This window comes from Blautia sp. AM29-29, from assembly GCF_003480555.1.
GTDB classification, from domain to species: Bacteria; Bacillota; Clostridia; order Lachnospirales; family Lachnospiraceae; genus Fusicatenibacter; species Fusicatenibacter saccharivorans.
The window spans coordinates 1-22,700 of sequence record NZ_QUJD01000028.1; the positions used below are offsets into that span (position 1 = coordinate 1).

Here is a 22,700-nt window from a genome sequence, read left to right on the forward strand (position 1 = left end):
TCTAATCCATTTCGGAATAAATATCTTCTGCTTTTAAGTTAATGACATTGTGCAAAAGCAGGGTTTTGTTTACACTCGAAGGGTTCTGCCTGACAGGATCCTTTTTTATACTTTTTTCATATTTTTCTCCTGTTCGTTCCTCCGCTTCTGTGCTATGATACCTTACAGCAATGACAAATCATCCATCGAAAGGAGTTTTTCTATGTGTACAGCAGCAACCTATCAAACATGCGACTTTTATATGGGCCGCACACTCGATTATGAATTTTCCTATGGCGACCAGATCACCGTCACACCTCGCAATTACCCGTTTTCCTTTCTTCATATGCCGTCCCTTTCCCATCACTATGCAATGATCGGCATGGCGTGTGTGATGGATGATTACCCGCTCTATTATGAGGCGTTCAATGAAAAAGGGCTTGGTATCGCCGGCCTTAATTTTGTAGGAAATGCCGTTTATTTCGATCCGAAACCGGAGAAAGACAATATCGCGCAGTTCGAGCTGATCCCGTGGATTCTCGGTACATGTGCTTCGCTTGCGGAAGCAAAAGAATCCCTCTCCCGTATCAATCTCATCAGCACACCTTTTAAAAAGAATCTTCCGCTCGCACAGCTTCACTGGATCATCGCAGATGCATCGGGTGCCATCACCGTGGAATCCACGGCGGACGGTCTGCATGTCTACGACAATCCGGTCGGCGTTCTGACAAACAATCCGCCGTTTCCAATGCAGATGTTCTCACTGAACAATTACCTGCATCTGTCACCAAAACAGCCGGCCAACACGTTTTCCAACCAGCTCGATCTTTCTACGTACAGCCGTGGCATGGGCGGTCTTGGACTGCCGGGCGACCTCTCGTCTGCTTCCCGCTTTGCACGCGTGGCGTTTGTAAAGCAGAACTCGATCTCGGGAAACAGCGAAACGGAGAGTGTCAGCCAGTTTTTCCATATTTTAAATTCTGTCGACCAGCAGAGAGGATGCTGCGAGGTGGCGGACGGAAAGTATGAGATCACGCTCTATACTTCCTGCTGCAATGCGACGCAGGGAATTTACTATTATACGACGTATGACAATCATCAGATTTCTGCGGTTGATATGCACCGCGAGAATCTCGATGGCGAAACGCTTCGCTGCTTTGCGCCGGTGACGGGCGAGCAGATTCATATGCAGAATTAGAAAAATCCGGTACAGAAAACTTTGAGGACCCCTCAAAAAAGATTCTGTATCGGATTTTTTCTACATCTCATCACACATTGTAAAACAGACGTCGCACCGGCTTCTGGTGCGGCATTTTTCAAAATACAGCTCCTCGAGCGGAATCCATTTCTTCTGAAATTCCACCGCCTTTTCACTCCCGTTCCGCTTTTCAATTCTCTGGATCTGCTCGACCGGATCGATCGTGAGGAAGACCTTCAGATCGTAGTATGCTTCCAGCCGTTCATGGCAGGAGTACGTTCCCTCCACGATATTGACGCGGCACGGCGCGATTTCTGCTGTCTCAAGGAAGCTCCATTTCGGCGGATAATAGGGGCGGTAGAACACCGTTTCGCCCTTTTTAAGCGGCACAAGGACTTCCTGTTCGAACCGCTTGTAATCGACATTTCCGCCCGGCTCCTCGTACCGTTCTTTCGTCCGCTGCCATTTTGCGTGGCTGTAAAGCCATCCAGCGACGAGTCCGTAGGTGCCCATCTCAAATGCCATGGCAATTGCATTAGGATAGAGCACCGGGATGTGCATCGGCAGGAGCATTTTTCCAACTGCCGGGATCTGGCCGATGAAGAACGGCAGGATCAGGCCGATCGCAAAGAGCATGCCGGAAAGGGTTACTTTTTTACTTTTTCCATCTTGAAATTCCTCCCTTATGTTTCCTTCTGGAATCAGTGTATCATTCAAGTACATTTTAAAGTCAAGACCTTTTCTGCATTTTTCTCTATTTTTCCCACTATTTTAGTATATTTTGTATTTCCGTGCTTCTCGGTGTCTGACTGCACTTTCTGTAGGAACTTTTTCTGTCGTTTTCCATGGTTTTGTGGTACACTTTTGGATATTGGGAAATGCAGTCATTTTCTGCAGTTCCCTGACTATTTTTCGAAAGGATTTTATCATCATGCAGTTTTATCTCGCCCCGATGGAAGGGCTGACCGGGTATGTGTACCGGAATGCTTACCACAAATATTTTCCGGCGGCGGACCGTTATTTCACGCCGTTTATTACAAATAAAAAAATGAGTTCCCGCGAACGGAACGATATTCTCCCGGAGCACAACGAAGGGATGACGGTGATTCCGCAGATTCTCACTAATCAGGCGGAGGATTTTCTGTCCCTGACAAAGGAGCTGAGGGAGTACGGTTACGATACCGTCAATCTGAACCTCGGATGCCCGTCCGGCACGGTTGTCGCCAAGCGGCGCGGCTCCGGGCTGCTCGCGTGGCCGAATACGCTCGACGCGTTTCTCGATGAGATTTTTTCGTCGTGCGACTGCCGCATCTCGATCAAAACGCGGCTTGGCACAACGGATACCGACGAGTGGGAGGATCTGCTTACGGTTTACGACAAATATCCGCTCGAGGAACTGATCATTCATCCGCGGATTCAGAAGGATTTTTACAAATACACACCGCGCATGGAGTGCTACCGGACAGCGTATGAGACGAGCCGCTGCTCGCTCTGCTACAACGGTGACATTTTCTCACCCGATGATTTTCAGAATCTCTGCCGTGAGTTTCCGGACACGGAGAAGGTGATGCTCGGACGCGGGGTACTGCAGAATCCGTGGCTGATTGGGATGCTGCGCAGTGCAGATCCGGCAGGCGGCGAAGCCTCTGCTCCCGATAAAGAGCTGCTGCACGCGTTCTGTGAGGATCTCTGCGCCGGTTATGCGCGTGTGATTTCCGGGGATAAAAATGTGCTGTTCAAATTAAAAGCACTGTGGATTTATCTTGGAATGTCGTTTACCAATCCGCAGAAATATCTGAAAAAGATCAAAAAGGCGAACCGGCTTGCCGAGTATGAAGAGGCGGTCGACGCACTGTTCCGGGAACAGGAGCTGATTCTTTAATTTCGAAGTCCATTAGTATCTTTTGGAAACCATGTCACTTTCAGGTACGCACTTGTCTTTTCTGCAAAATCCGATACGATAGAAACAGGCTACAACGACTTATTTCTATTTTGTTTTTGGGAGGATTTTTACCATGATCGATTTACACCAGGAAGACGAAAAGCTTTTTGCTCTTGTCGGCGCATGCCAGCGTGATGTCCTTCTTCGTTCCTCCCCACTCGAGAAACTCCTCTAACTTTTTCACACTATTTCCTCCTTGTATACCTATAGGGGTATTGGTTGTCAAGAGGAGTTTTTCAAAATCAGAAAAACAAAAAGAACTTCCGACGAAGCATCTTTTTTCTGCTCCTGCCGGAAGTTCTCTTTTCATCTTATCTTCTTATTTTTATTTCATATTTGCAAACCGCTTCACAGCCTTCGTAAACTGTGCAATCGTCTGATCCGCATCTCCGTGCTCGATGCCGTCGCGCACGCAGTGCTGGATATGGCCCTCGAGGACAACTTGTCCTACTTTATGAAGTGACGATTTTGCCGCATTGATCTGCGCCAGGATATCCTCGCACGGCACATCCTCATCCACCCATATGGTCGATCGCCTGCACTTGACCGATGATCTTTTTCAGACGGCGGTGAAGATTATCTGCATCCATACACTGTTTCATTTTGCATCCTCCTTGTTTCAAATCCGTCATCGCATCGGCAGCGTTACAAAGTGCAGTGGTCTTCCTCTTCTGCTTCCTCTGCAATCAGATTCCGGATATTCTGCATACGGTTATCCAGCTCCGCGCTCTGTCTTGCGCAGTCGTAGAGTTCATCCTGCAGATATTTGACATGATTTTCGGGAATATTTTTCTTGTAGCGCATCTTGTGCTCCAGACTCGCCCAGAAATCCATCGCGATCGTACGGAACTGTACTTCCACGTAGACCAGTTTCTTTGTATCCTGTAAAAAGATCGGCACCTGAACGATCAGATGAAGACTGCGGTAGCCGCTCTCCTTCGGATGCTGAATATAGTCCTTCCGCTCAATCAGCGTAATGTCATCCTGTTTCAGAAAACTGTCTGCCAGCTTATAAATATCGCTTGGAAAAGAACAGATCACGCGCACACCGGCGATATCGCGGATATTTTCCTCGATAGACTCCAGTGTGACCGGGATGTCTTTCACGCGGATTTTCCGCATAATGCTCTCATACGATTTGACCCTTGTTTTGATTCCTTCGATCGGGTTCTGGTCATAGGAAAGCGAGTATTCCTGATTCAGCACCCGGAACTTTGTCTCGATTTCCATAATGGCGCACTGATAATACGACATCAGAAGCTCGAACGGCTTTTTGTTCTTCTGCATCATCTGAATAAACTCGTCCGATAAAAGATTCTGCTTTACAAACTCATCCCGTTTTGTCTCGATCAGATTTTTTCCCTGTTTTCTAATTTCCTCCAGTACTTCGAGGTTTTTCATCATCCGTTTTTTCGTCCTCCCAAAACTGCGTTCTCTGTCCTTTATGCTATCATTTTAGGCCTGTAAAGTCAAATTTTTTCTTCTTTTACTCTACCTTCAGCATCCGGTAGCCAACCCCGATATGCGTCTGGATATACTGCGTCTGCTCTCCGTTCTTTTCCAGCTTTTTCCGAAGCGTCGCCATGAAAACACGGAGAGAAGCGATATCGTTCTCCCAGCTGCTTCCCCAGATTTTCTGTGTGATAAACGTATGCGTCAGCACCTTCCCTGCATTCTGCGACAGCAGGCAGAGCAGCTTGTATTCGATTGGGGTCAGATGAAGTTCCTCTCCGTCAAGATATGCGCACCCCGCTGCGTACTCGATCCGCAGTGCGCCATTTTCAAAGACAGCCGACTGGACTCCATTTTCTGCCTGCATCTGGGACAGACGGCGCTGTGTGACTCGAAGGCGGGCCAGCAGTTCCTCCACAGAAAACGGTTTCGTCAGATAATCATCCGCTCCTGCGTCCAATGCCTCGATTTTATCGCTGTCCTCACTTCTTGCACTGATTACGATAATCGGCATATTCGACCAGCTTCGAATCTTTTCAATCACCTCTACGCCATCAATATCCGGCAGGCCAAGGTCGAGCAGAACAATGTCGGGATTATGTGTGGATGCCTCCATAATGGCACCCGCACCGTTCTTTGCAGAAATATACTTATAATCGTGTGTTTTTAACGTCGTAGTAATCAGGTTGTGAACCGGCGTATCATCTTCCACAACCAGAATTAATGTCTTATTCATTCAAATTCACCTCACTGAGCGGCAGGTTAAACCAAAAGCAGCAGCCCTGTGGATCGCAGTCATAAAGTGCTATCTCCCCGCCGTGCGCATTTACAATCGAACGGCAGAGTGCCAGTCCAAGGCCAAGGCTTCTGCGGCTGTCGCTTACTTTATTTTTCCCGGAATAGAACATCTCAAACACATGCTCTCTGGACTCTTTTGGAATCCCGGGGCCGTTGTCCTCCACCGCGATCCAGACATTTTTCTCCTCTTTTCTGGCTGTCGAGAACCCACTGAATGATTTCCTGTTCCCTTGGGTCAAAGATTTTTTCCGTCTTTCCTCCTGTCTGCGCGCTGTAAAGTGTTCCGCGGACAATTCTGCTCTCCTGTGCCCCTGCCGGTGCGGCCGTCAGGTCCCTTCCCAGCAGTTTTACAAGCTTTGTCGCTGTAATATCAAAAATCTCCGACGCATCCTCTGCCTTCTGCAGAAGCTGGCTGGTATTGAAAAGAATTTTCGTCCGGAACGCATCCCGCGCAGACAGCTTTGCATTCTCTTTTAATTTTGATGCAAACGTACCTGCCAGAATGGAAATGCCCAGCATGATGGCAAAGGTCACCGGATAACCGGAACCGTACGCGTACAGTGTCAGACGCGGTTCTGTCAGGAAGTAGTTAAACAGCACTACACTGATCACAGAACTGATTACGCTGCAGGTATAACCGCTGGTCAGAATGGACGTCATCATAACGCCGACCAGATATATGGTAATGATATTGGAATCCGGAATGATATGGATTTCCAAATCCGGCACCAGATCGGTCAGCCGTTCGGTCCATCCCCTTCTCTTTCGAAAAAATCCCTGATCCATCATGCTTTTTCCAATGACAATCCGCGTTACTTCGGAAATTCTCGCATATTCTGCAATCTGCAGGGCAATGTCCTCGCTGTGCGTCGTTACAATCTCCGCCCCGCTCTGTTCTGCCAGGCGGATATGCTTCTGCAGCCTTGCCTGATCCTCCGGCGTTTTCTCTGCCGGTTCCGCGGTCTGCACATACAGTGCTGTAAAATTAGCACCAAATGCCCGGGCCATCTGTGCCGCAGTCCGGATAAACACTCAAAAAGGACACCTTTTATTGTATAATTATGTTACCCCACAAACATACGAAAGAAGGTGTCCTTAATGAAAAATTAGCATTGAAGAAACTGCTAACTTATATGAAAAGTGTATACAAAATTCCACAAAAAATCAAGGGTTTATCCGATGAAAGAAAAAGAAAATCCATCCCGTTGTTTAATATTGTTATGCCAGTGCTGATTTTCCTGATGCTTCAGTATGAAAGTTTTCACACCATTTTTTCAGCGCCGGAAAGCATGGAGAAACGACTGAAAAACTGTATCCGTGGAAAAATCCCAAAAGTTGATGCAGTCAGGGATCTTCTTTCCCGGATTGATCCAAAAGAAATCGAGGAAATTCACGCGCAGACGATTGATGTTCTGAAACGCAACCGCGTATTTCGGGAAGGAACCATAGGCGGATATGTTGCGGCAGGTATTGATGGGATGGAATTATTCAGCAGTACAAAAAAGTCCTGTCCAGACTGCCTGAGCCGGAAGAACGGGACGGGGAAGACAAAATACTTTCATCGAAGTGTGGTATGTATGACGGTAGGAAAATCGCCGCATGTGATCTTTGGGCAGGAAATGCTGAAACCCAGAGATGGTTCAGAAAAAGATGAAGGGGGACTGACAGGAGCGAAAAGGCTCATCCGGCGTTTAAAGAAAAGGCATGGTCATTTCGCAGATGTGATTGTGGCGGATGCACTGTACCTGAATGCCCCGTTTATCAATACTTTGAAAGAATGCGGTTTAGAAACGGTAATCCGTCTGAAAGATGAAAGAAGGCTTCTGTTTCAGGATGCGGAAAGCATGTTTCAGCGGGACGAGGGGAGAAAAAGGAGCTTCAGGAAGGGAAAAAAGAGTATTGAAGTCTGGGATCTTTCAGGATTTGAGATAGACCTGGACGATATCTTAAGCGGACTGAAATACGAGGACGGCCACTACGATCTCGTGAGTCTTTCCGACAAGGATTATCAGAAAAACTGGATGTCCAGATTGCCTACTGGGATAAACCGAAAAATGAAATTCAGAAGGTCAGATCCGGAGAAAACGGAACGGCGGATCTGGTAGACATGAGAGAGACGTATTTCCAGATGGCAGATGAAACGGTTGCCGCAGTCAAAGTTTCCCGTGCCAACCGCCAGCTGGAACAGAAAGCCTACATCAACCTTCACACGGGACTGCCGAACAAGAGCAAGTGCGAAGAGCTGTTCCACAATGTGGAATTCATCAAAACTCCTACCGCCTGTATCGTCTTTGACATGAACAACCTGAAACGCGTCAACGACAGCCTCGGCCACTCCATCGGCGACCAGCTGATTCTGAACTTTGCCCGGCTGCTGCGAAACTCGATTCCCGCGAAGCATTTCGTAGGAAGATACGGCGGCGATGAATTTATGGCGGTCATCTATGATACAACCCGCGAAAGCATCACAGAAATCCTCACAGAGCTTCAGAACGAAGTCGAACAGTTCAACAGCTACAGAACCCAGTTCCGCATCAGCTCTTCCCACGGCTGGGCACTTTCCACCGATTACAACGAATGTACGCTCCGCACGCTGTTTGACAAAGCAGATAAATATATGTATGAAAACAAGCAGGGACGCCAGGACTAAAGAAACGCCGGAACCGGAAATATCTTATCGCCGGTTCTGGCGTTTTTTCTTGCTGTTTCTCTTTTATTTTTTTGCAAACGCTTCTATCTGCGCATATCCCGCTGAAAAATCAATGGGTTCCTCCCGCAGCTTCTTTCTGACCGCATCGCGTCCTTCCTGATCTGCCAGCACTTTCTGGATTTTATCGGCAAACTGCATCACATCCAGCGGACAGAGATATCCGTTTTCCCCATCTCGGATCTGCTCGCGCATGGACGGAATATCGGAAGCGATGATGACCTTCTGCAGGCTTCTCGCCTCTACAATCGTAATCGGATAGCCTTCGTGACGGGACGGCTGGAGATACAGGTCGCAGGATTTTACGTACGGCGCAGGATTTTCGCGCATTCCGAGAAAAATAATTTCCTGCTCCACCTGATATTCCTTTGCCATGGTCCGCAGCTTGTTCAGATCTCTTCCATCACCGATGATGAACCATTTGAAGCAAAGTCCCCGTTTTTTCAGCTCCGCCGTAATCTGCACCGCAATATCATATCCTTTTTCTTCCGAAGCTCTTCCCACCGTCAGAAATTTCAGCTCTCCTGTGTACTGCGGATCGCTAAGCGGCTCCTCACTCCGTCTCTGCACCTGTTTGATGTCAATGAAATTCAGCAGAACCTCTGTCCGGTCCGCGAGTTCCGGAAAACGGGCAATGACCTGTTTTCGGACAGGCTCGGAAACACAGTAAATTTTATCATACTCCGGAATAAAGTCCCTGGTCCGGAACAGCCACCAGAGATTTTCTCCGTGGAACCAGACCGCTTTTTTCCGCGCATTCGTCTTTCTGGCTCCGAATGCGGTTGTGAACGCACCGAATCCGAAAAAGTCGAAAACAAGATCGTATTGTTTTGTTTCCGGCTCCACACACTCCAGAATCCGTTCATACAGTTTTCCATACCGTTTCTTTCCATACACGACGCGCATCAGAAATACGCCCATTCCTCTGGCATAGAAAGACCGTTCTGCCGGTGTCTCCCGTTTTCCCACAATCCGTTCCAAAGCCGGATGCGGCTTTTTATTCCAGATCATCTGGCGCACTTCCACTTCCTTCGGAATCCGCTCCAGCAGAACGCCTCTTTTTTCGACCAGAAGAAGCGTTACATCTTCTTTTTTCTCCACCAGTTTCTGCAGCAGCGCTGCCATGGCAACTTCCGTTCCGCCCATGTCCATGGTACGTCCCAGCACCAGTATTTTACTCATTGCTTACCTCTCATCTGCTTTTTTCTCTGTTCTAACGCCAGTAGGCATCTCCCACATGCGCAGGATGACGCTGATCCTCCGGCGGAAGCTGATGGTAATCGCCGTACAGGGTGTGAAGATACGTCTCGTATCCCGCCGGGGCATTGATCAGATGGCCTTCAAACGGAAGGCGCACGATCTCTTCGATCGCTGTTTTGGGAATCGCGTCCGACTTGCGGTAACCGCCGCACTGGCAGGCCACCCACTTTGAGTCCTCCGCGCGGTACTTTCTGCACTCTTTTTCCATCTCGCGCAGAATCCGCTCTTTTCCATAACATTTCCGAATCGCCCATTTGCACCATTTTGCGAAGCTTCCTTTGTTTCCTTTTAAGGTCTGGCGGTAGGTGCGGAATGCATTCATCCGCTGGCTTTCCAGAAACAGCAGCTTTTTCCAGTGACGGTCGTACTCCGGTGTATCTTTTTCCGGCAGTCCGTCAAACGGGAAAATGTCGACGAAAAGACCGGTATCCACAGCTCCTGCCACGTGCTCCACAAGACTCGTTCCGGTGTGTACCAGCTTTCCGTATGCCAGTGTGAAACCCTTTGTATTATGAAAATTCATGACGCGGTACGGTGTATCCGTTTCGCTGTTTACAATCTGTTCCAGTTTTTCATAATCCGCTCTCGGCATCCAGACATCCACATCATCATCCCACGGAATGAACCCCTGATGCCGGATCAGCCCGAGCAGCGTTCCATCTGCTGCAAAATAGATCAGGTGATGTTTCCGGCAGACTTCATCCAGATACAGTAATATTCCAAGCGCAATCTCCTGTTTTTCTTTTAATTCTGTAATTTTACGCATAACGACATTGCCTTTCTGTTTTGTTTTTCCCATCCATTATAAACACTCTGCCGGATTTTTTCAATTTAAAGTTCCTGCCGCTCCGGCGCCCGTCTGAAGATTCCGCACTGTTTTTATCAGTACCTTCATATCCACCGGTTTTACTATGTGTGCGTTCATGCCCGCATTGAAGGCATTCTGCACATCTTCTGAAAATGCGTTGGCTGTCATCGCAAGAATCGGGATTTTCTTTGCCAGCGGGTGGCTGCTGTTCCGGAATTTCGTCACAAAGAGAACCGATGCCAGGATCAGGAGCAGAATTACTGCCAGAATCCTCAGCTCCTCGACAGCGGTATCCTCGAACATCTTCGTTCCGTTGCTGTCCACCACATACGTCGTGCTCTGGTTGCTGAATGCACTGCTTCTGAAATACGGTGCCATCTCCTCCATCGAACGGATCAGAATAAAGTGTGTGATGATACTGCCGTCGACCACCAGCTGGCTCTGCAGTTTTCTGGCAAATACCATCTGGTTTTCATTGGTGATCCAGTCCAATGTCAGAAAGCTTTTGATATCCGCATCCTGCAGATCTTTAGATCTGTACCACACGCCCTGCAGACCCTCATCGGAATAATAGTATCCTTCCTGATTCACGGCAATAAACTGGAGGTTTTCATGCGTGGAGCTTAATTCTTCCTCACGTTTTTTCAGAAATTCACACAACCGGCGTTTTACTTGATTACAATCAGATTCGGGTTCTTTGGGCTTCATCAACATCCGCAAACTGCATATTGCAAATATGCTGTTTTGACAGGCACTATTTTTGAAAATTGCGATAGTATTCGTTTATTCACTCTGCACAAGATCATATACATGGTATAAATGCTGTTTTTATTTTTCTTTCATATAATCCATACAATTTCTCGCATTCCATGCATATCCATCCTGCTTCGCCTGTATATAGCGGATATTTTCGTTCCTTACAATATTCTGTTTCATAATTTCCTACTAATTCCACAAGGTTATTGATATCCCTCATCTGCGCAGCAGCCATTCCTGTCATTGCCCACAAAAAGCCAGTTCTTTTTTTATTCAGTTTCTGCCACTGAAACCTTTCCGTAAACTGATCATATAATACCTTTTGCTTTTTCTTCTCTTTTACCGGAAATTCATAAATCAGCGGATAAATCTGAGCAACACCATCCGGATAAAATTCTGTCTGATGATACCGATCACTGTTTCCGATAATTCTCCATCTTTGATCCGCATCATCCCAGAATATCTTTTCTATCTGTTTCTGTATCTTTTTACGAATTTCACTGATCGCCTGCGTATCTTCCAGTCCTGCAAGTTCCAATTCGTACAGGCCTTTCCACACTTCCAGATTATCCATCAGATAAACTGTTGTGTTTTCTTCTGAAACCTGTGTAATTCCATCCTGCATCAGGCTTTGAATCTTTTTTAATGCAAGGCTGATTCCATTTTTCCAGGATTCCGGCAGGTCTGTACTTTCTGTCTTTTCCAGATATTTTCCCATAAGAAAAAGGTACATACCAAGATATCCGTCTTCGGAATCAGCCTTTTCTTTATAAATAAGTTCCCCACCCTCTTTCCTGTAGATTCCCATTTTTCCATCTGTTTCCAGCAAAACCCCAGTATGCCAGTCCAGATACCTGCCAACAGCTTTTTGCTCTGTTTCAGTCATGGGGCAATTCTTTGTTTCTGCCAGAAGCCCCAGTGCAGCCATACATGCAAAGTATGGATTAACATCTCCGGCTTTACTTCCATTCATATAGATTTCGCCTTCAGGGCCCTGATTCTCAAGGATCCACTTTTTTTCTCTGGTCAGGACGGTTTCCAGCCATTCCTGCCGGACAGATATTTCTTTTCTCAGGTTCTGATAATAAGCAAACATAAACACAATGCACACAGTTATGCAAAATATAATAAGTCCCATCACGTTCTTTCGATGTTTCACTTTTCTTTTGCATTGGCTCTGTTTATGCTTATGCATCTATATCCTCCAGGATTTTTCTGATTTTGATACTTGCAGTCCCATCACCATAAGGGTTTCTGGCCTCACTCATTTTTCTGTATGTCTCCGGCTCTGTAAGAAGCCGACTGCATTCTCTGTAAATATCCTCCATCTTCGTGCCTACAAGCTTTAAGGTTCCTGCTTCCACACCTTCCGGACGCTCTGTTGTATCCCGCATGACCAGTACCGGTTTTCCCAGTGCAGGAGCTTCTTCCTGAATTCCGCCGCTGTCTGTCATGATCAGATAACTGGCTTTCATCAGGTTATGGAATTCCACCACATCCAGTGGTTCGATCAGGTGTATTCTCTCGCATCCACCAAATTCCTCATCTGCGATCTTCCTGACCTGCGGATTCAAATGTACAGGATAAATAACCTTCACATCTGTAAATTCTTCCACGATCCTGCGTATAGCCCGGAACATATCACGCATGGGCTCTCCCAGATTCTCCCTTCTGTGTGCTGTTACAGCAATCAGTCTGCTGCCTTTTGCCCATTCTGTTTCCGGATGATAAAAATCACTTCGCACCGTATAGTGCAAAGCATCAATTCCTGTATTTCCTGTGATAAAGATCCGCTCTGGATCTTTCTTGGGCAGATGTGGAAACAGGAAAAACAACTAAACATATCATTGTGCAAAATATAAAATAACAAGATTTGAAATTTCTTATATTCTGTACTAATTTGCACTTCTTCATCTTTCTCCCACCCTCCGGGCTACAGTTGCTTGCTTGCTTGCTTGCTTGCTTGCTTGCTTGCTTGCTTGCTTGCTTGCTTGCTTGCTTGCTTGCTTGCTTGCTTGCTTGCTTGCTTGCTTGCTTGCTTGCTTGCTTGCTTGCTTGCTTGCTTGCTTGCTTGCTTGCTTGCTTGCTTGCTTGCTTGCTTGCTTGCTTGCTTGCTTGCTTGCTTGCTTGCTTGCTTGCTTGCTTGCTTGCTTGCTTGCTTGCTTGCTTGCTTGCTTGCTTGCTTGCTTGCTTGCTTGCTTGCTTGCTTGCTTGCTTGCTTGCTTGCTTGCTTGCTTGCTTGCTTGCTTGCTTGCTTGCTTGCTTGCTTGCTTGCTTGCTTGCTTGCTTGCTTGCTTGCTTGCTTGCTTGCTTGCTTGCTTGCTTGCTTGCTTGCTTGCTTGCTTGCTTGCTTGCTTGCTTGCTTGCTTGCTTGCTTGCTTGCTTGCTTGCTTGCTTGCTTGCTTGCTTGCTTGCTTGCTTGCTTGCTTGCTTGCTTGCTTGCTTGCTTGCTTGCTTGCTTGCTTGCTTGCTTGCTTGCTTGCTTGCTTGCTTGCTTGCTTGCTTGCTTGCTTGCTTGCTTGCTTGCTTGCTTGCTTGCTTGCTTGCTTGCTTGCTTGCTTGCTTGCTTGCTTGCTTGCTTGCTTGCTTGCTTGCTTGCTTGCTTCCAGATTTTAATTTTACATTCATTAATGTTCAATACCCCCACAACATTTTTATAAATATCTTTGCGACAGCTTCTGCTGTACTTTTACTATAATTATACTCTACAGCCAACTTGTGTCAATTTACTAACAGACGGTCAAAGGAAAGATTCTGACACACCCCTTTCAATGTGTGCGCACTGCGGAAAGCATCTTCATAATTTTTATTTTCCAATGCCTGTTTTAACTGTAGATAACTCTGGTCTTCAAGGAACTTTAATGTAAATCTCTGAATCAGTGCTTCGCTGTGAAGGCGTCCCAAAACAGCCTCATAATTTCCTCCGATAGCTTTATAGCACTCCTGCATTGTCATCTTTTAGCCCTCCTGTCAATTGTATTCCACTAATTCATGAACCTCTGCTAATCATTATGAACATACCTTAAAATCGTTTTTATAACTTCCTCAATCACAATCGGCTTTGACAAATGTGCGTTCATTCCTGCATCCAGTGATGCCTGAACATCTTCTGCAAATGAATTAGCTGTCATTGCTATAATAGGAATGTTTTTTCCATCCGGTCTGTCATTCATTGCCCTGATTGCTTTTGCTGCTTCATAACCATTCATTTCAGGCATCATGATATCCATCAGGATTACATCAAATGTGCCTTCCGGATGATTTCTGAAAATCTCAACAGCATTCTTTCCATCCACAACTCTTTCTACATTCATCCCGAACTCTTCCAACTGCACGGCAGCAATCTCTGCATTCAGTTCATTATCCTCTGCAATAAGAACATTCACACCTGTAAGATTTACCTTTTCAGAAAAACCTGTGTCTGACTTATTACATTCCTTATCTGTAATTTCCAAAGGAATATCCACAGTAAATGTGGTTCCCTCATGCTTTTTACTCTGCACGGAAATGGTTCCACCCATCATATCTACATACTTCTTTACGATAGCCATCCCCAGTCCAACTCCATGGTACTGCGTTCTCACATCGGAATCTTCCTGTGCAAATTCCTCAAAAACTTCTTTTGTAAATTCCTCACTCATGCCAATACCAGTATCCGAAATGCGGTAATGCATATTTATATATCCATCCCCGCCCTTTTCCTGACACCGGGTTTCAAATGTAATCGTCCCTCCATCCGGAGTGAACTTCACGGCATTGCTCAGAATATTAACCAGCACATCTCGCAGACGTACAGGATCCACAAGTACATTTGGGATCTTTGCTTCTTCACGCTGGATCTTAAAGCTGATATCTCTGTTCGTAAGAAAGCCTTTTGTAATATCCAGTGCAGAATCTGTGATACTTTTCAAATCTGCCGGTGCCGGATTGTATTTCACTTTTCCACTTTCCACGCGAGTCAGATCTAATACATCATTGATCAGCGACAGTAAATACTCTGAACTTTCATCAATCTTTTCCAGACAATTTTTCACTTCGTCTGACGGATTATTTTTCATTGCAATACCGGTAAATCCCATGATTGCATTCATCGGTGTTCTCATATCATGGGACATATGTGACAGAAATGCTGTTTTTGCCTTGTTTGCAGCCTGCGCATGCTCTGCCAGTTCCGCCATTTCCTCAGCCGTCTCCTGGGCTGCCTTCTGAGCTTTTTTTCTTGCACTGAGACGCATTGCTATCACAGCCATAGTAGTCAGCAGCCATCCGAAAATAAGAAGAACCCAAACAGTAACAACAGGATGCAGACGGATCCAGTCAACAAATGTCAGATCTGCTGCTTTGTATGTGGTATACCGTGCTGCTATATCTTCGACAAGATTTTGGGGCATGGCATACATTGCTTTCGTCAGGATGCCAGCCAGTGCATGATTCTCTGTTGATGATATTACCATGCGGTAGGTGTATGTAGGCTGTTCCAGCAAAGTATATGTCAGGGTGCCTGTGGTGTCACTATTCACAAACGCCTGTGCCATGTAATAGTAGACGAAGGCAGCATCGGCTTTTCCCTTACGGACAGCCTCCATCATTTCCTGTCGGGTACTGCACATCAGTTTTTCTGCGCCTGGTGCCATTGCATCTTCAATGGAATTTGATGCTGTCTGGTCAACCGTAGTAACAACATTGATTTTTCCATCAAAGTCACGCCGTGTCACCCTTGCCAGCTGCATTGTAATGAAAGGTGCAGTAAGCCCCCATTTTTTCGTCTCAGCATAGTTATCTGTTTCCAGGCGTGCATCGATACTCATATCTGTGGTTTCCGTATTTTTCTGATAAGCAATATACTCATCTCTGGTAGCAGGTGTAAGAAACTCGTAGGAAATCCCGGCATAGTCTGCAATTTTCCGGAAGTAATCCGGGATAATACCCTTCATCTCACCATTTTCATTATAAGAATATGGATAACGGGTCGGATCACACAGAACATGAAGCGGGTTGTCCTTGGAATATTGTGCAATAATACTTTTTTCTTGCTCCGTATATTCCAGATTCTTATTTTCTATGCTTTCATAATTTTTATTGTAAAGCGTCGTTTTCCAGTCACCCTCAACCGCATTCATCTGATCGATCGCATAATTGATCTCATTCAGCAATTCTGTATTGCCCTTTTTAACAATGACATAGAAATCGCTGCTGCCAAATTTATCCACGATTCGCTCATTGTTTGTTTTTCTCAGAGAACTGGTAACAATCGCATCAACTTTTTCGCTCTGAAGGGCTTCCTCCATCTCTGCGGTCGTATCAAAATAAGATGGAACATATGTAAATTCTTTGTTGTCTGCAAAATCCGCAAACTCTTCATTCCGGGTGTTTCCGTTCAAAAGCGCCACACGCATACCGTTGTAAGTGCTGTAATCGCCGTCCACAATCGTGCTGTTGTCACTGCGGACGGTCAGCATCCCATAATTGGTTCCGATCGGACGTGAAAAATCAAACTTTTCTTCTCTGTCCGGTGTTTTGCGGGCAGATGTTACCATGTCAATCTCGCCATCTTCAAGCATCTGCTGCATATCATCCCAGCTCTTATCATATCCGACATATTCGTAATCTACATCCCAATAACGGGCCATCAGCCGAAGGAAATCATAGCCATAACCGCTACGGTTCCCCTCTTCATCCATCATGTGATAACCATCCATGGCAAAGAAACCGACTTTGACAGTTTCATGCTGCGAACTGTCCTCGGCCGCATATGCAGTCAGGGGAGAAAATATCATACACACGCATACAAAAACAAGTAACACTGCCACATATTTCTTTGCTCTCGAAATCATATTAAATCTCCTGTCTGTCTATCTGTCTGTCTGTCTGTCTGTCTGTCTGTCTGTCTGTCTGTCTGTCTGTCTGTCTAATATATTTCTCTATACATCTCTTTGTCAACCTTCTGATTTAATAAAATTACACTACTGTATCAAAACCATTTGTCACTGTTCAATGCCCTGCGGTTCGGTGCCCCCCCCCGCCGGATTTTATGCTTCTGATTGTCTTTTCCAGTACTTTCATCTCAACTGGTTTTGAAACGTGTGCATTCATACCAGCTGCCAGGGAATGTTGAATATCCTCGGAAAATGCATTCGCAGTCATGGCAATGATCGGAATCGTCTTTGCCAGTTCATGGGAGCTTCTGCGGATTGCCTTTGTTGCCTCATAACCATTCATAACAGGCATCTGCACATCCATCAGGATCATGTCATAATCCCCCGGAGCAGACTGTTCAAATGCTTTCAAAACCTCTTCACCATTTTCACAGATGGTACATTCTGCACCTTCAATCTTTAACAGTTCCGTCAGGATCTCAGCATTCAGCTCATTATCCTCTGCACACAGGAACCTCATTCCCTGCAGAATATTACCATCCTGCTCATCTGTGCCTTCTTGTGCCGCCAGAGCAACTGTTCTATCCTCTGCAATTCTCAGCTCTATGAAAACCTCAAAACAACTTCCCTGTCCCAGTTCACTCTCCACATCAATGGTACCTCCCATTGCTTCAACCAGATTTCTGCTAATGGCCATTCCAAGACCGGTTCCCTGGATCTTATTCGTCACAGAACTTTCGGCACGGGTAAAAGCATCAAAGATTTTATCTTTGAAATCTGCTGACATTCCTATTCCATTATCCCTGACTAAGAAACGGTACTTTGCATGGACGGATGAATTTGTTTCACATTCTTCTACCAGAAACTGAATTTCTCCACCTTCCTGCGTGTACTTCACTGCATTAGAAAGCAGGTTGCTGAAAATCTGCATCAGGCGAAGCTGATCCCCGTTCACCCACTCATGTCGGATATTTTTCTTTGTTGTAAGAGTCTGTTTCTTTTCATCTATCTGTGAATGAAATAAATTATTGATTTTCTGTATAAAATTCAGAATAGAGAAATCATCGTATTTAAAAACTGTTTTTCCTGCCTCAATTTTGCTCATATCCAGAATATCATTAATAATCCCTAACAGATGCTGGGATGAAATATCTATTTTATCTGCATACTCTATTACTTTATCTTTATTTCCTGCATCATGTCTTATTAATGACGTCATACCAATAACTGCATTCATAGGAGTACGTATATCATGTGACATATTAAACAGAAAATTAGATTTTTCAACACTGGCTGTTTTCGCCTGCTCCAATGCTTTCTGCAGTTTTTTATTTAATTCCACTACTGTGTTTTCCGATTCCTGTGTCCTGTGCAGTAACATAATCATAAAAACAAATCCAGTTAAAAGCAAAACAATCAGTAAACCGCAGCCCCATAGTCTATATAACTTTTCATTGCTATTCCATCCGTTTTCAGGCATCACTTCCAGAACCCATTGACTGTCACCTAATTCGAAAGTATATGTGACAGGATCAATCATTTCCACACCTGAGCCATACACTTCTTCGTATGTTTCATCCCACGGTGCAATACTTTTAGACAACTTATATTCATAGCTAAAATCGGTAAGTGACTTTATAGAATCAGCGAATATATCCGGTACACGAATAATTACAATTGTAAATCCCCAAAATGTCCTTTCGCCATTTTTCTGCTCCACATACACCGGATTTCTTACAGCAATCCCCGTTCCACCCTGTTTCAAAGAAAATGGTCCCTGCATGGTTATCACATCATTGTCTCTGGCATAACAAGATATCTTTCCTCGTTCTTTATCATGAATAAGATCTATCTTTCCAGCCTTATTTCCGTCTTCCGGATAAATCTCAGTCACTACGCCGTCTGGTGCGATCTGAATACTCTGGACATAATCTGCCATCATATTCTCCGCAACTTTCGAGAACATGGAAATTTTTCCGTTTTCACTAATAACAATCTGTTCAAAACTATTTGTAATATCAATTCCCCTCACGATATCAGCCTTCATATGATCTGCATACGTTACTGCGTTTAATTCAGCTCTTGACCTTATCAAATACCTTTGACTGCTATCCGCACGAATGCCTATATTCACCAGAACAACCAAACCAATCATCAATACAAATACCGGAATCCATAACTCTTTTTTTATCCTAAATGTATTTTTTCGTTCCTGTGCTGACTTAATTTTCTTCCACATAACCGATTTCCTTTACACCTGCGTTTTTATCTACTTCATTTTTATATTTTAGCAGCCACCAATTATTGCCTGTTTTAGTTTCTTTTTAATCTCCAAAAATGAAAAAAGCATTGTCATTGCAGACAATGCATCTTTAACGTGGCAACTGGCTACCATTTTACAGGCCCTATAGCTTTGCGTCACAGACTTTCATCTGTTTTGCCGTTTTTCTTATTATAGCTTTTAAACATATGAAAAAAACTGGTTTTATTATACTCTAATGCTCGACTATGTACAAGAAAAACATTACCGTTTTAACGCCTAAAAACAAAAGAAGAACAGCCGATACATATACTCGAACTGTTCTCCTACTTCCGAAGTCCACGCAGCATTGACATTACTGTTTCCTGCTCATTTGTACTCAGATTGTTCCATATCCTTAAAACTTCTTTCTGTTTTTCTGTCAGATTCTCTGAATTACCTTCCTGAAAAAACTGTGATAATGTTACGCCCAAAGCTGCACATATTTTTTCAAGTGTAATCAGCGACGGCAGGTTTTCCTGCGCCATGATTCTTCCCAGTGATGACTGGGAAATTCCCGACAGCTGCGATAATCTATATTTACTGATATCACGCTTTTCACACAAAGATGTTATTTTATCCGCAATATACTTCTCTATCTGCAAGTAACTATACCTCATTTCCGCTATTACATGTTCTTATTGTACCTGTAATAATGAAAAAATATTAGTAATCAACTTTGCAAGTATTCATTCCCATTATAGGAAGTATACGGATAAAAAAATATAAAGATACTTTCGTTTCCGCAAAAGTCATTTTCGCTTATATCGTTTTTATAATAGCACAGACAGTTATGTTTGTCACATAAAAGTTTGAAACCTCAAACAAAAAAATAAGCCTGCCATCATCCGCAGATTTCTCCACAGACAACAGCAGGCTTCCTACTATCTCATCAACTCATTCACTTTTCTCTGCACTGCCCCATAATCATATCCCGCAGCCTGCAGTCTCTTCTTTCTGTCCCCGCCGTTCCCCCACTTTCCGGCAATGACTTCCTTTGCTACAGTTTCCACACTCTTTTTGTTGCTACTTTTCACCAGCTCATTCCCCATCCCCCTTTTCACTTCTGTCATGCAGCTGTTCCAGCACCTCTTTCATCTTCTGCGGAATCGGCAGCCCCAGATGCCCTGCATTCTCCAGCAGACTCACACCCTCATTGGAAATATAGAAAAAGATCACCGCTGTCCTCAGCACGGATCCGTTCCCGATCACAGCCACATCCAGAATGTTCGCCATTCCCACCAGCAGAAAGATCAGCACCTTCCTGCAGATCCCCCGGAAGCCCACTTCACTGGAAAGCGTATGGTCCGCAAAAGCACACATCACCCCGGTCAGGTAATCGATCACCACAAAAGCGATCAGGGCATACAGAAGCCCGTCACAGCCTCCCATAAACCAGCCCAGCCATCCGCCTACAGCCATAAAAACCATCTGAATAAAGTTCCAAAATTCCTTCATGCCAGAATCCTCCTCCCATAAAAAAAGCAGCTCCCATTTCTGAGAACTGCCGTAAGCAGGTTCTTCCCCTGCTCGTAAATATGATCCGCCTTTTCTTCCAGCACTGCCGGAAACAGCAGGATCCCGCCGATCATGTTCGGGCAGATGGGAAGCAGCGTCCCGTTCCACAAAACAGAATTGTCATACTCCCCGCTGGCTTTCAGATAAATCCCCATGGGATTCAGCCCCAGAATATTATTCACTGCCTCCGTGATCATGTTCGTCTCCTGAACGGTCTCCACCGCACCCGTATTCGTATCGGTCAGTTCAATGACCATTTCACCTTTCAACTTCATCACACACCCTCCATTTCTACCGGCCTGCAGAAACCGCTGATTCCCGCTCTCTCAGCAAAATACACTTCAAATCCTCTGTTCACCGTCTCCTTCATCTGCATGGACAGCGATTCCCGGAAACCATTCACATCCAGTCCTCCGCCAATGGCAAATCTCGTGGTATAATCCTCCACCTCAAGCTTTCCGTCCCAGGCTTCCCCAGCCGCCATTGCCTGTCCGCTGACAGAAGCAATGCAGTCTCCCACATCAACCGTACCGCTGCCATACTCCATCCAGAGATACACATTGAATGTATTCGTATAATTGGCAACGATCTTCTCAATGGGATAATACAGCGGCAAACATTGGTAAACGTATGGATCCCGATCTTCCCAGTCTTCGCATTGTCTTCAATCTGGTTCAGCAGTCCCGAAATATTCTTGTCATTCCTTGACTTCGCCTGAGCCAGCCTCGGATTCTTTCCCACACATTTCAGGCTCTGCTTTCCCCCGATCTTCTGCCTGATAGAAGTAATACAGGTGATCCATCCCTCATCCGCCTGTCCTCCCGCAAATGTCAGCACATCCCCCGGATCCAGAGCATAATACTCTGCAATCTGCGTCTGCTTGTTGGTGGAACTCACTGCCGTGTATCTGGTAATAAAATCCGAAAAGCTGGAAAAAAACCGGTGTCTCTGCTCCACCTTCATCACAGGATCCTTCCCGTACTTTCTCAGTTCCAGCTTTCCCTCCCTGTTAATAATAAAGAAACCTCCCAGAACCTGTGCCACATAAAACAGCACATCCCGACAGGTCTCAATATCATTTTCAGTATAAATAGAAAGCGTCACCCCGCTATTCGGCATGGCATCAATCTCCGCCCTCTTATTCGCAAACTCCACTTTACACCGCTTACAGCACAAAGCAATAAAATCATAAGCAGTCCCCACAGTCTCAAACCCGTTGAAACTCTTATCAAACCGCAGCATAAAATCATAGGCTTTCAGTTCCAGGCACTTTGCCAGACGGTTCGCCTCACTGACCTCAAAAACTCCCATCGGCACATCTTCCACCGAATCATCCGCCAGCACCAGATGAAACACCAGCGTCACCTGAGCATCCTCCAGCGTATACCTGTCAATGTCACTCAGAAGCGTGATCCCCATCTCCGCCGCATACACCGTCCCCAGTTCAATTTCCGTGCTTCCACAGCACTGCCCGGAAATATACCCGGAACCCTTCACAATCTCCTTCGCCCCGAACTCATACGTCATTCCGCCTCTGGTAACGATCGTACCCGTCCAGTAATATTTTCTTGTATTGCTCTTCACAGCTCTCAGAAACCCATCCGATACCGGATACATCCCGCCACCTCCATTTCCCCACGAAAAAGGCACCAGCCAACCAGGTGACCGATGCCTTCGTAAATATAATCATTCTATCTGTTATAAGTCCAATGTTTCAGGTACCATTCATGCAGTTCTTCTGTTGTTTTACAGCAGTCTGCAATCTCTTTTCCCTGTGATATCCACTGACACGTTTCCCTGCTGAATGTATCAACATCCAAAGCATGAAATTTATATGTTCCACCCCGTCTGTGCATCACTTCATCATCACACTGGAACTCAAAATAATCATCCCCTGGAACACAGAAGGACAGTCTTCCATCTTCCAGAATAACAGGAGCCACCGCAATATTTTTCATCTGCGGCATATATGGCTGTTCAAACCAATACGCTTTCCTCTCATCCATTTCTCTTCATCTCCATGATAGCCACCTTCCCTGCAAACTTGAAGTTAGCGATTTCTTTTTCCGGTATTCTCTGTCCCACGGATTTCCTCATGATAGAAATA

The 22,700-nt window shown here is 45.4% G+C and carries 22 protein-coding genes, 3 pseudogenes and 1 riboswitch; of the genes and pseudogenes, 4 read left to right on the forward strand and 21 right to left on the reverse strand.

Annotated elements, in window-relative coordinates:
- Positions 1 to 202 precede the first annotated feature (202 nt).
- Positions 203 to 1,177 (forward strand): choloylglycine hydrolase, encoded by a 975-nt coding sequence (bsh, locus tag DW769_RS15185; RefSeq protein WP_118750594.1) that lies wholly within the window; start codon positions 203 to 205, stop codon positions 1,175 to 1,177.
- Between the two features lie 60 nt (positions 1,178 to 1,237).
- Here bsh and DW769_RS15190 read toward each other — a convergent pair whose 3' ends face one another.
- A complete protein-coding gene (locus DW769_RS15190) occupies positions 1,238 to 1,900 on the reverse strand; it encodes a hypothetical protein (RefSeq protein ID WP_118750595.1) in 663 nt (220 codons plus the stop codon).
- A gap of 208 nt (positions 1,901 to 2,108) precedes the next feature.
- Here DW769_RS15190 and DW769_RS15195 point away from each other — a divergent pair, with 208 nt between their 5' ends.
- On the forward strand, positions 2,109 to 3,059 hold the full coding sequence (locus DW769_RS15195; protein ID WP_055219512.1) for a tRNA dihydrouridine synthase: 951 nt from the start codon (positions 2,109 to 2,111) through the stop codon (positions 3,057 to 3,059).
- Between the two features lie 385 nt (positions 3,060 to 3,444).
- Here DW769_RS15195 and DW769_RS15205 read toward each other — a convergent pair.
- From DW769_RS15205 to DW769_RS15220, 5 genes and pseudogenes are all read right to left on the reverse strand, one after another.
- A pseudogene (locus DW769_RS15205) lies at positions 3,445 to 3,721 on the reverse strand (metal-sensing transcriptional repressor).
- 43 nt (positions 3,722 to 3,764) lie between these two features.
- On the reverse strand, positions 3,765 to 4,523 hold the full coding sequence (locus DW769_RS15210; RefSeq protein WP_055265283.1) for a GTP pyrophosphokinase: 759 nt from the start codon (positions 4,521 to 4,523) through the stop codon (positions 3,765 to 3,767).
- A gap of 82 nt (positions 4,524 to 4,605) precedes the next feature.
- A complete protein-coding gene (locus DW769_RS15215) occupies positions 4,606 to 5,307 on the reverse strand; it encodes a response regulator (protein ID WP_022461465.1) in 702 nt (233 codons plus the stop codon).
- The gene (locus DW769_RS16975) at positions 5,300 to 5,533 is read right to left on the reverse strand and encodes a sensor histidine kinase (RefSeq protein WP_022461466.1); all 234 of its coding nucleotides are present in this window, start codon (positions 5,531 to 5,533) and stop codon (positions 5,300 to 5,302) included. The genes DW769_RS15215 and DW769_RS16975 overlap by 8 nt, the downstream gene beginning before the upstream one ends.
- Positions 5,481 to 6,377 carry a DUF4118 domain-containing protein gene (locus tag DW769_RS15220; RefSeq protein WP_243105472.1) on the reverse strand — a complete coding sequence of 299 codons (897 nt, stop codon included), beginning with the start codon at positions 6,375 to 6,377 and terminating at the stop codon, positions 5,481 to 5,483. The genes DW769_RS16975 and DW769_RS15220 overlap by 53 nt, the downstream gene beginning before the upstream one ends.
- Before the next feature lie 197 nt (positions 6,378 to 6,574).
- Here DW769_RS15220 and DW769_RS15225 point away from each other — a divergent pair, with 197 nt between their 5' ends.
- Positions 6,575 to 7,474, forward strand: coding sequence for a transposase (locus DW769_RS15225; protein ID WP_243105473.1), 900 nt, complete (start codon positions 6,575 to 6,577; stop codon positions 7,472 to 7,474).
- Between the two features lie 2 nt (positions 7,475 to 7,476).
- Entirely contained in the window at positions 7,477 to 8,019 is a 543-nt protein-coding gene (locus DW769_RS15230; RefSeq protein ID WP_118750596.1) for a GGDEF domain-containing protein, read from the forward strand.
- 63 nt (positions 8,020 to 8,082) lie between these two features.
- Here DW769_RS15230 and DW769_RS15235 read toward each other — a convergent pair whose 3' ends face one another.
- From DW769_RS15235 to DW769_RS15305, 15 genes and pseudogenes are all read right to left on the reverse strand, one after another.
- Entirely contained in the window at positions 8,083 to 9,258 is a 1,176-nt protein-coding gene (locus DW769_RS15235) for a glycosyltransferase (protein WP_117509284.1), read from the reverse strand.
- A gap of 31 nt (positions 9,259 to 9,289) precedes the next feature.
- Positions 9,290 to 10,102: a LicD family protein gene (locus tag DW769_RS15240; protein ID WP_158579613.1), complete on the reverse strand. Its 813-nt coding sequence runs from the start codon at positions 10,100 to 10,102 to the stop codon at positions 9,290 to 9,292.
- A gap of 60 nt (positions 10,103 to 10,162) precedes the next feature.
- Complete coding sequence (locus DW769_RS17460) at positions 10,163 to 10,852, reverse strand: hypothetical protein (RefSeq protein WP_199688488.1); 690 nt, start codon at positions 10,850 to 10,852, stop codon at positions 10,163 to 10,165.
- A gap of 94 nt (positions 10,853 to 10,946) precedes the next feature.
- Positions 10,947 to 11,873, reverse strand: coding sequence for a hypothetical protein (locus DW769_RS15250; RefSeq protein WP_147398864.1), 927 nt, complete (start codon positions 11,871 to 11,873; stop codon positions 10,947 to 10,949).
- Positions 11,874 to 12,087: 214 nt separating this feature from the next.
- A pseudogene (gene wecB / locus DW769_RS15255) lies at positions 12,088 to 12,705 on the reverse strand (non-hydrolyzing UDP-N-acetylglucosamine 2-epimerase); the annotation flags it as partial.
- 128 nt (positions 12,706 to 12,833) lie between these two features.
- Positions 12,834 to 13,538, reverse strand: a complete 705-nt coding sequence (locus tag DW769_RS15260) for a hypothetical protein (RefSeq protein WP_158579833.1) — start codon at positions 13,536 to 13,538, stop codon at positions 12,834 to 12,836.
- 83 nt (positions 13,539 to 13,621) lie between these two features.
- On the reverse strand, positions 13,622 to 13,855 hold the full coding sequence (locus DW769_RS15265) for an Hpt domain-containing protein (protein ID WP_238061014.1): 234 nt from the start codon (positions 13,853 to 13,855) through the stop codon (positions 13,622 to 13,624).
- Between the two features lie 47 nt (positions 13,856 to 13,902).
- Entirely contained in the window at positions 13,903 to 16,734 is a 2,832-nt protein-coding gene (locus DW769_RS15270; protein ID WP_118750601.1) for a transporter substrate-binding domain-containing protein, read from the reverse strand.
- A 157-nt stretch (positions 16,735 to 16,891) separates the two neighbouring features.
- The gene (locus tag DW769_RS15275; protein WP_118750602.1) at positions 16,892 to 19,015 is read right to left on the reverse strand and encodes an ATP-binding protein; all 2,124 of its coding nucleotides are present in this window, start codon (positions 19,013 to 19,015) and stop codon (positions 16,892 to 16,894) included.
- 137 nt (positions 19,016 to 19,152) lie between these two features.
- Positions 19,153 to 19,228: riboswitch (cyclic di-GMP riboswitch) on the reverse strand.
- 134 nt (positions 19,229 to 19,362) lie between these two features.
- On the reverse strand, positions 19,363 to 19,695 hold the full coding sequence (locus DW769_RS15280; protein WP_199688489.1) for a helix-turn-helix domain-containing protein: 333 nt from the start codon (positions 19,693 to 19,695) through the stop codon (positions 19,363 to 19,365).
- A gap of 264 nt (positions 19,696 to 19,959) precedes the next feature.
- A complete protein-coding gene (locus DW769_RS15285; protein WP_330418075.1) occupies positions 19,960 to 20,112 on the reverse strand; it encodes a hypothetical protein in 153 nt (50 codons plus the stop codon).
- Positions 20,113 to 20,116: 4 nt separating this feature from the next.
- Positions 20,117 to 20,533 carry a phage holin family protein gene (locus DW769_RS15290; RefSeq protein ID WP_118750604.1) on the reverse strand — a complete coding sequence of 139 codons (417 nt, stop codon included), beginning with the start codon at positions 20,531 to 20,533 and terminating at the stop codon, positions 20,117 to 20,119.
- Positions 20,530 to 20,868 (reverse strand): hypothetical protein, encoded by a 339-nt coding sequence (locus DW769_RS15295; RefSeq protein WP_330425696.1) that lies wholly within the window; start codon positions 20,866 to 20,868, stop codon positions 20,530 to 20,532. The genes DW769_RS15290 and DW769_RS15295 overlap by 4 nt, the downstream gene beginning before the upstream one ends.
- Positions 20,868 to 22,210, reverse strand: a pseudogene (locus DW769_RS15300) (hypothetical protein). The gene DW769_RS15295 and the pseudogene DW769_RS15300 overlap by 1 nt, the downstream one beginning before the upstream one ends.
- A 74-nt stretch (positions 22,211 to 22,284) precedes the next feature.
- Positions 22,285 to 22,599: a hypothetical protein gene (locus DW769_RS15305; protein ID WP_118750605.1), complete on the reverse strand. Its 315-nt coding sequence runs from the start codon at positions 22,597 to 22,599 to the stop codon at positions 22,285 to 22,287.
- Positions 22,600 to 22,700: the final 101 nt, after the last annotated feature.

Excerpts from the sequence above, each read along its gene's own strand:
- DW769_RS15235 (WP_117509284.1), bottom strand. The coding sequence starts at position 9,258 with ATGAGTAAAATACTGGTGCTGGGACGTACCATGGACATGGGCGGAACG.
- DW769_RS15220 (WP_243105472.1), bottom strand. The coding sequence starts at position 6,377 with ATGGCCCGGGCATTTGGTGCTAATTTTACAGCACTGTATGTGCAGACC.
- DW769_RS15270 (WP_118750601.1), bottom strand. The coding sequence starts at position 16,734 with ATGATTTCGAGAGCAAAGAAATATGTGGCAGTGTTACTTGTTTTTGTA.
- DW769_RS15215 (WP_022461465.1), bottom strand. The coding sequence starts at position 5,307 with ATGAATAAGACATTAATTCTGGTTGTGGAAGATGATACGCCGGTTCAC.
- DW769_RS15240 (WP_158579613.1), bottom strand. The coding sequence starts at position 10,102 with ATGCGTAAAATTACAGAATTAAAAGAAAAACAGGAGATTGCGCTTGGA.
- DW769_RS15295 (WP_330425696.1), bottom strand. The coding sequence starts at position 20,868 with ATGAAGTTGAAAGGTGAAATGGTCATTGAACTGACCGATACGAATACG.
- DW769_RS15250 (WP_147398864.1), bottom strand. The coding sequence starts at position 11,873 with ATGAATGGAAGTAAAGCCGGAGATGTTAATCCATACTTTGCATGTATG.
- DW769_RS15280 (WP_199688489.1), bottom strand. The coding sequence starts at position 19,695 with ATGAGGTATAGTTACTTGCAGATAGAGAAGTATATTGCGGATAAAATA.
- DW769_RS15190 (WP_118750595.1), bottom strand. The coding sequence starts at position 1,900 with ATGTACTTGAATGATACACTGATTCCAGAAGGAAACATAAGGGAGGAA.
- DW769_RS15305 (WP_118750605.1), bottom strand. The coding sequence starts at position 22,599 with ATGGATGAGAGGAAAGCGTATTGGTTTGAACAGCCATATATGCCGCAG.
- bsh (WP_118750594.1), top strand. The coding sequence starts at position 203 with ATGTGTACAGCAGCAACCTATCAAACATGCGACTTTTATATGGGCCGC.
- DW769_RS15210 (WP_055265283.1), bottom strand. The coding sequence starts at position 4,523 with ATGATGAAAAACCTCGAAGTACTGGAGGAAATTAGAAAACAGGGAAAA.
- DW769_RS15195 (WP_055219512.1), top strand. The coding sequence starts at position 2,109 with ATGCAGTTTTATCTCGCCCCGATGGAAGGGCTGACCGGGTATGTGTAC.
- DW769_RS15230 (WP_118750596.1), top strand. The coding sequence starts at position 7,477 with ATGAGAGAGACGTATTTCCAGATGGCAGATGAAACGGTTGCCGCAGTC.
- DW769_RS15290 (WP_118750604.1), bottom strand. The coding sequence starts at position 20,533 with ATGAAGGAATTTTGGAACTTTATTCAGATGGTTTTTATGGCTGTAGGC.
- DW769_RS15275 (WP_118750602.1), bottom strand. The coding sequence starts at position 19,015 with ATGTGGAAGAAAATTAAGTCAGCACAGGAACGAAAAAATACATTTAGG.
- DW769_RS15265 (WP_238061014.1), bottom strand. The coding sequence starts at position 13,855 with ATGACAATGCAGGAGTGCTATAAAGCTATCGGAGGAAATTATGAGGCT.
- DW769_RS17460 (WP_199688488.1), bottom strand. The coding sequence starts at position 10,852 with ATGAAGCCCAAAGAACCCGAATCTGATTGTAATCAAGTAAAACGCCGG.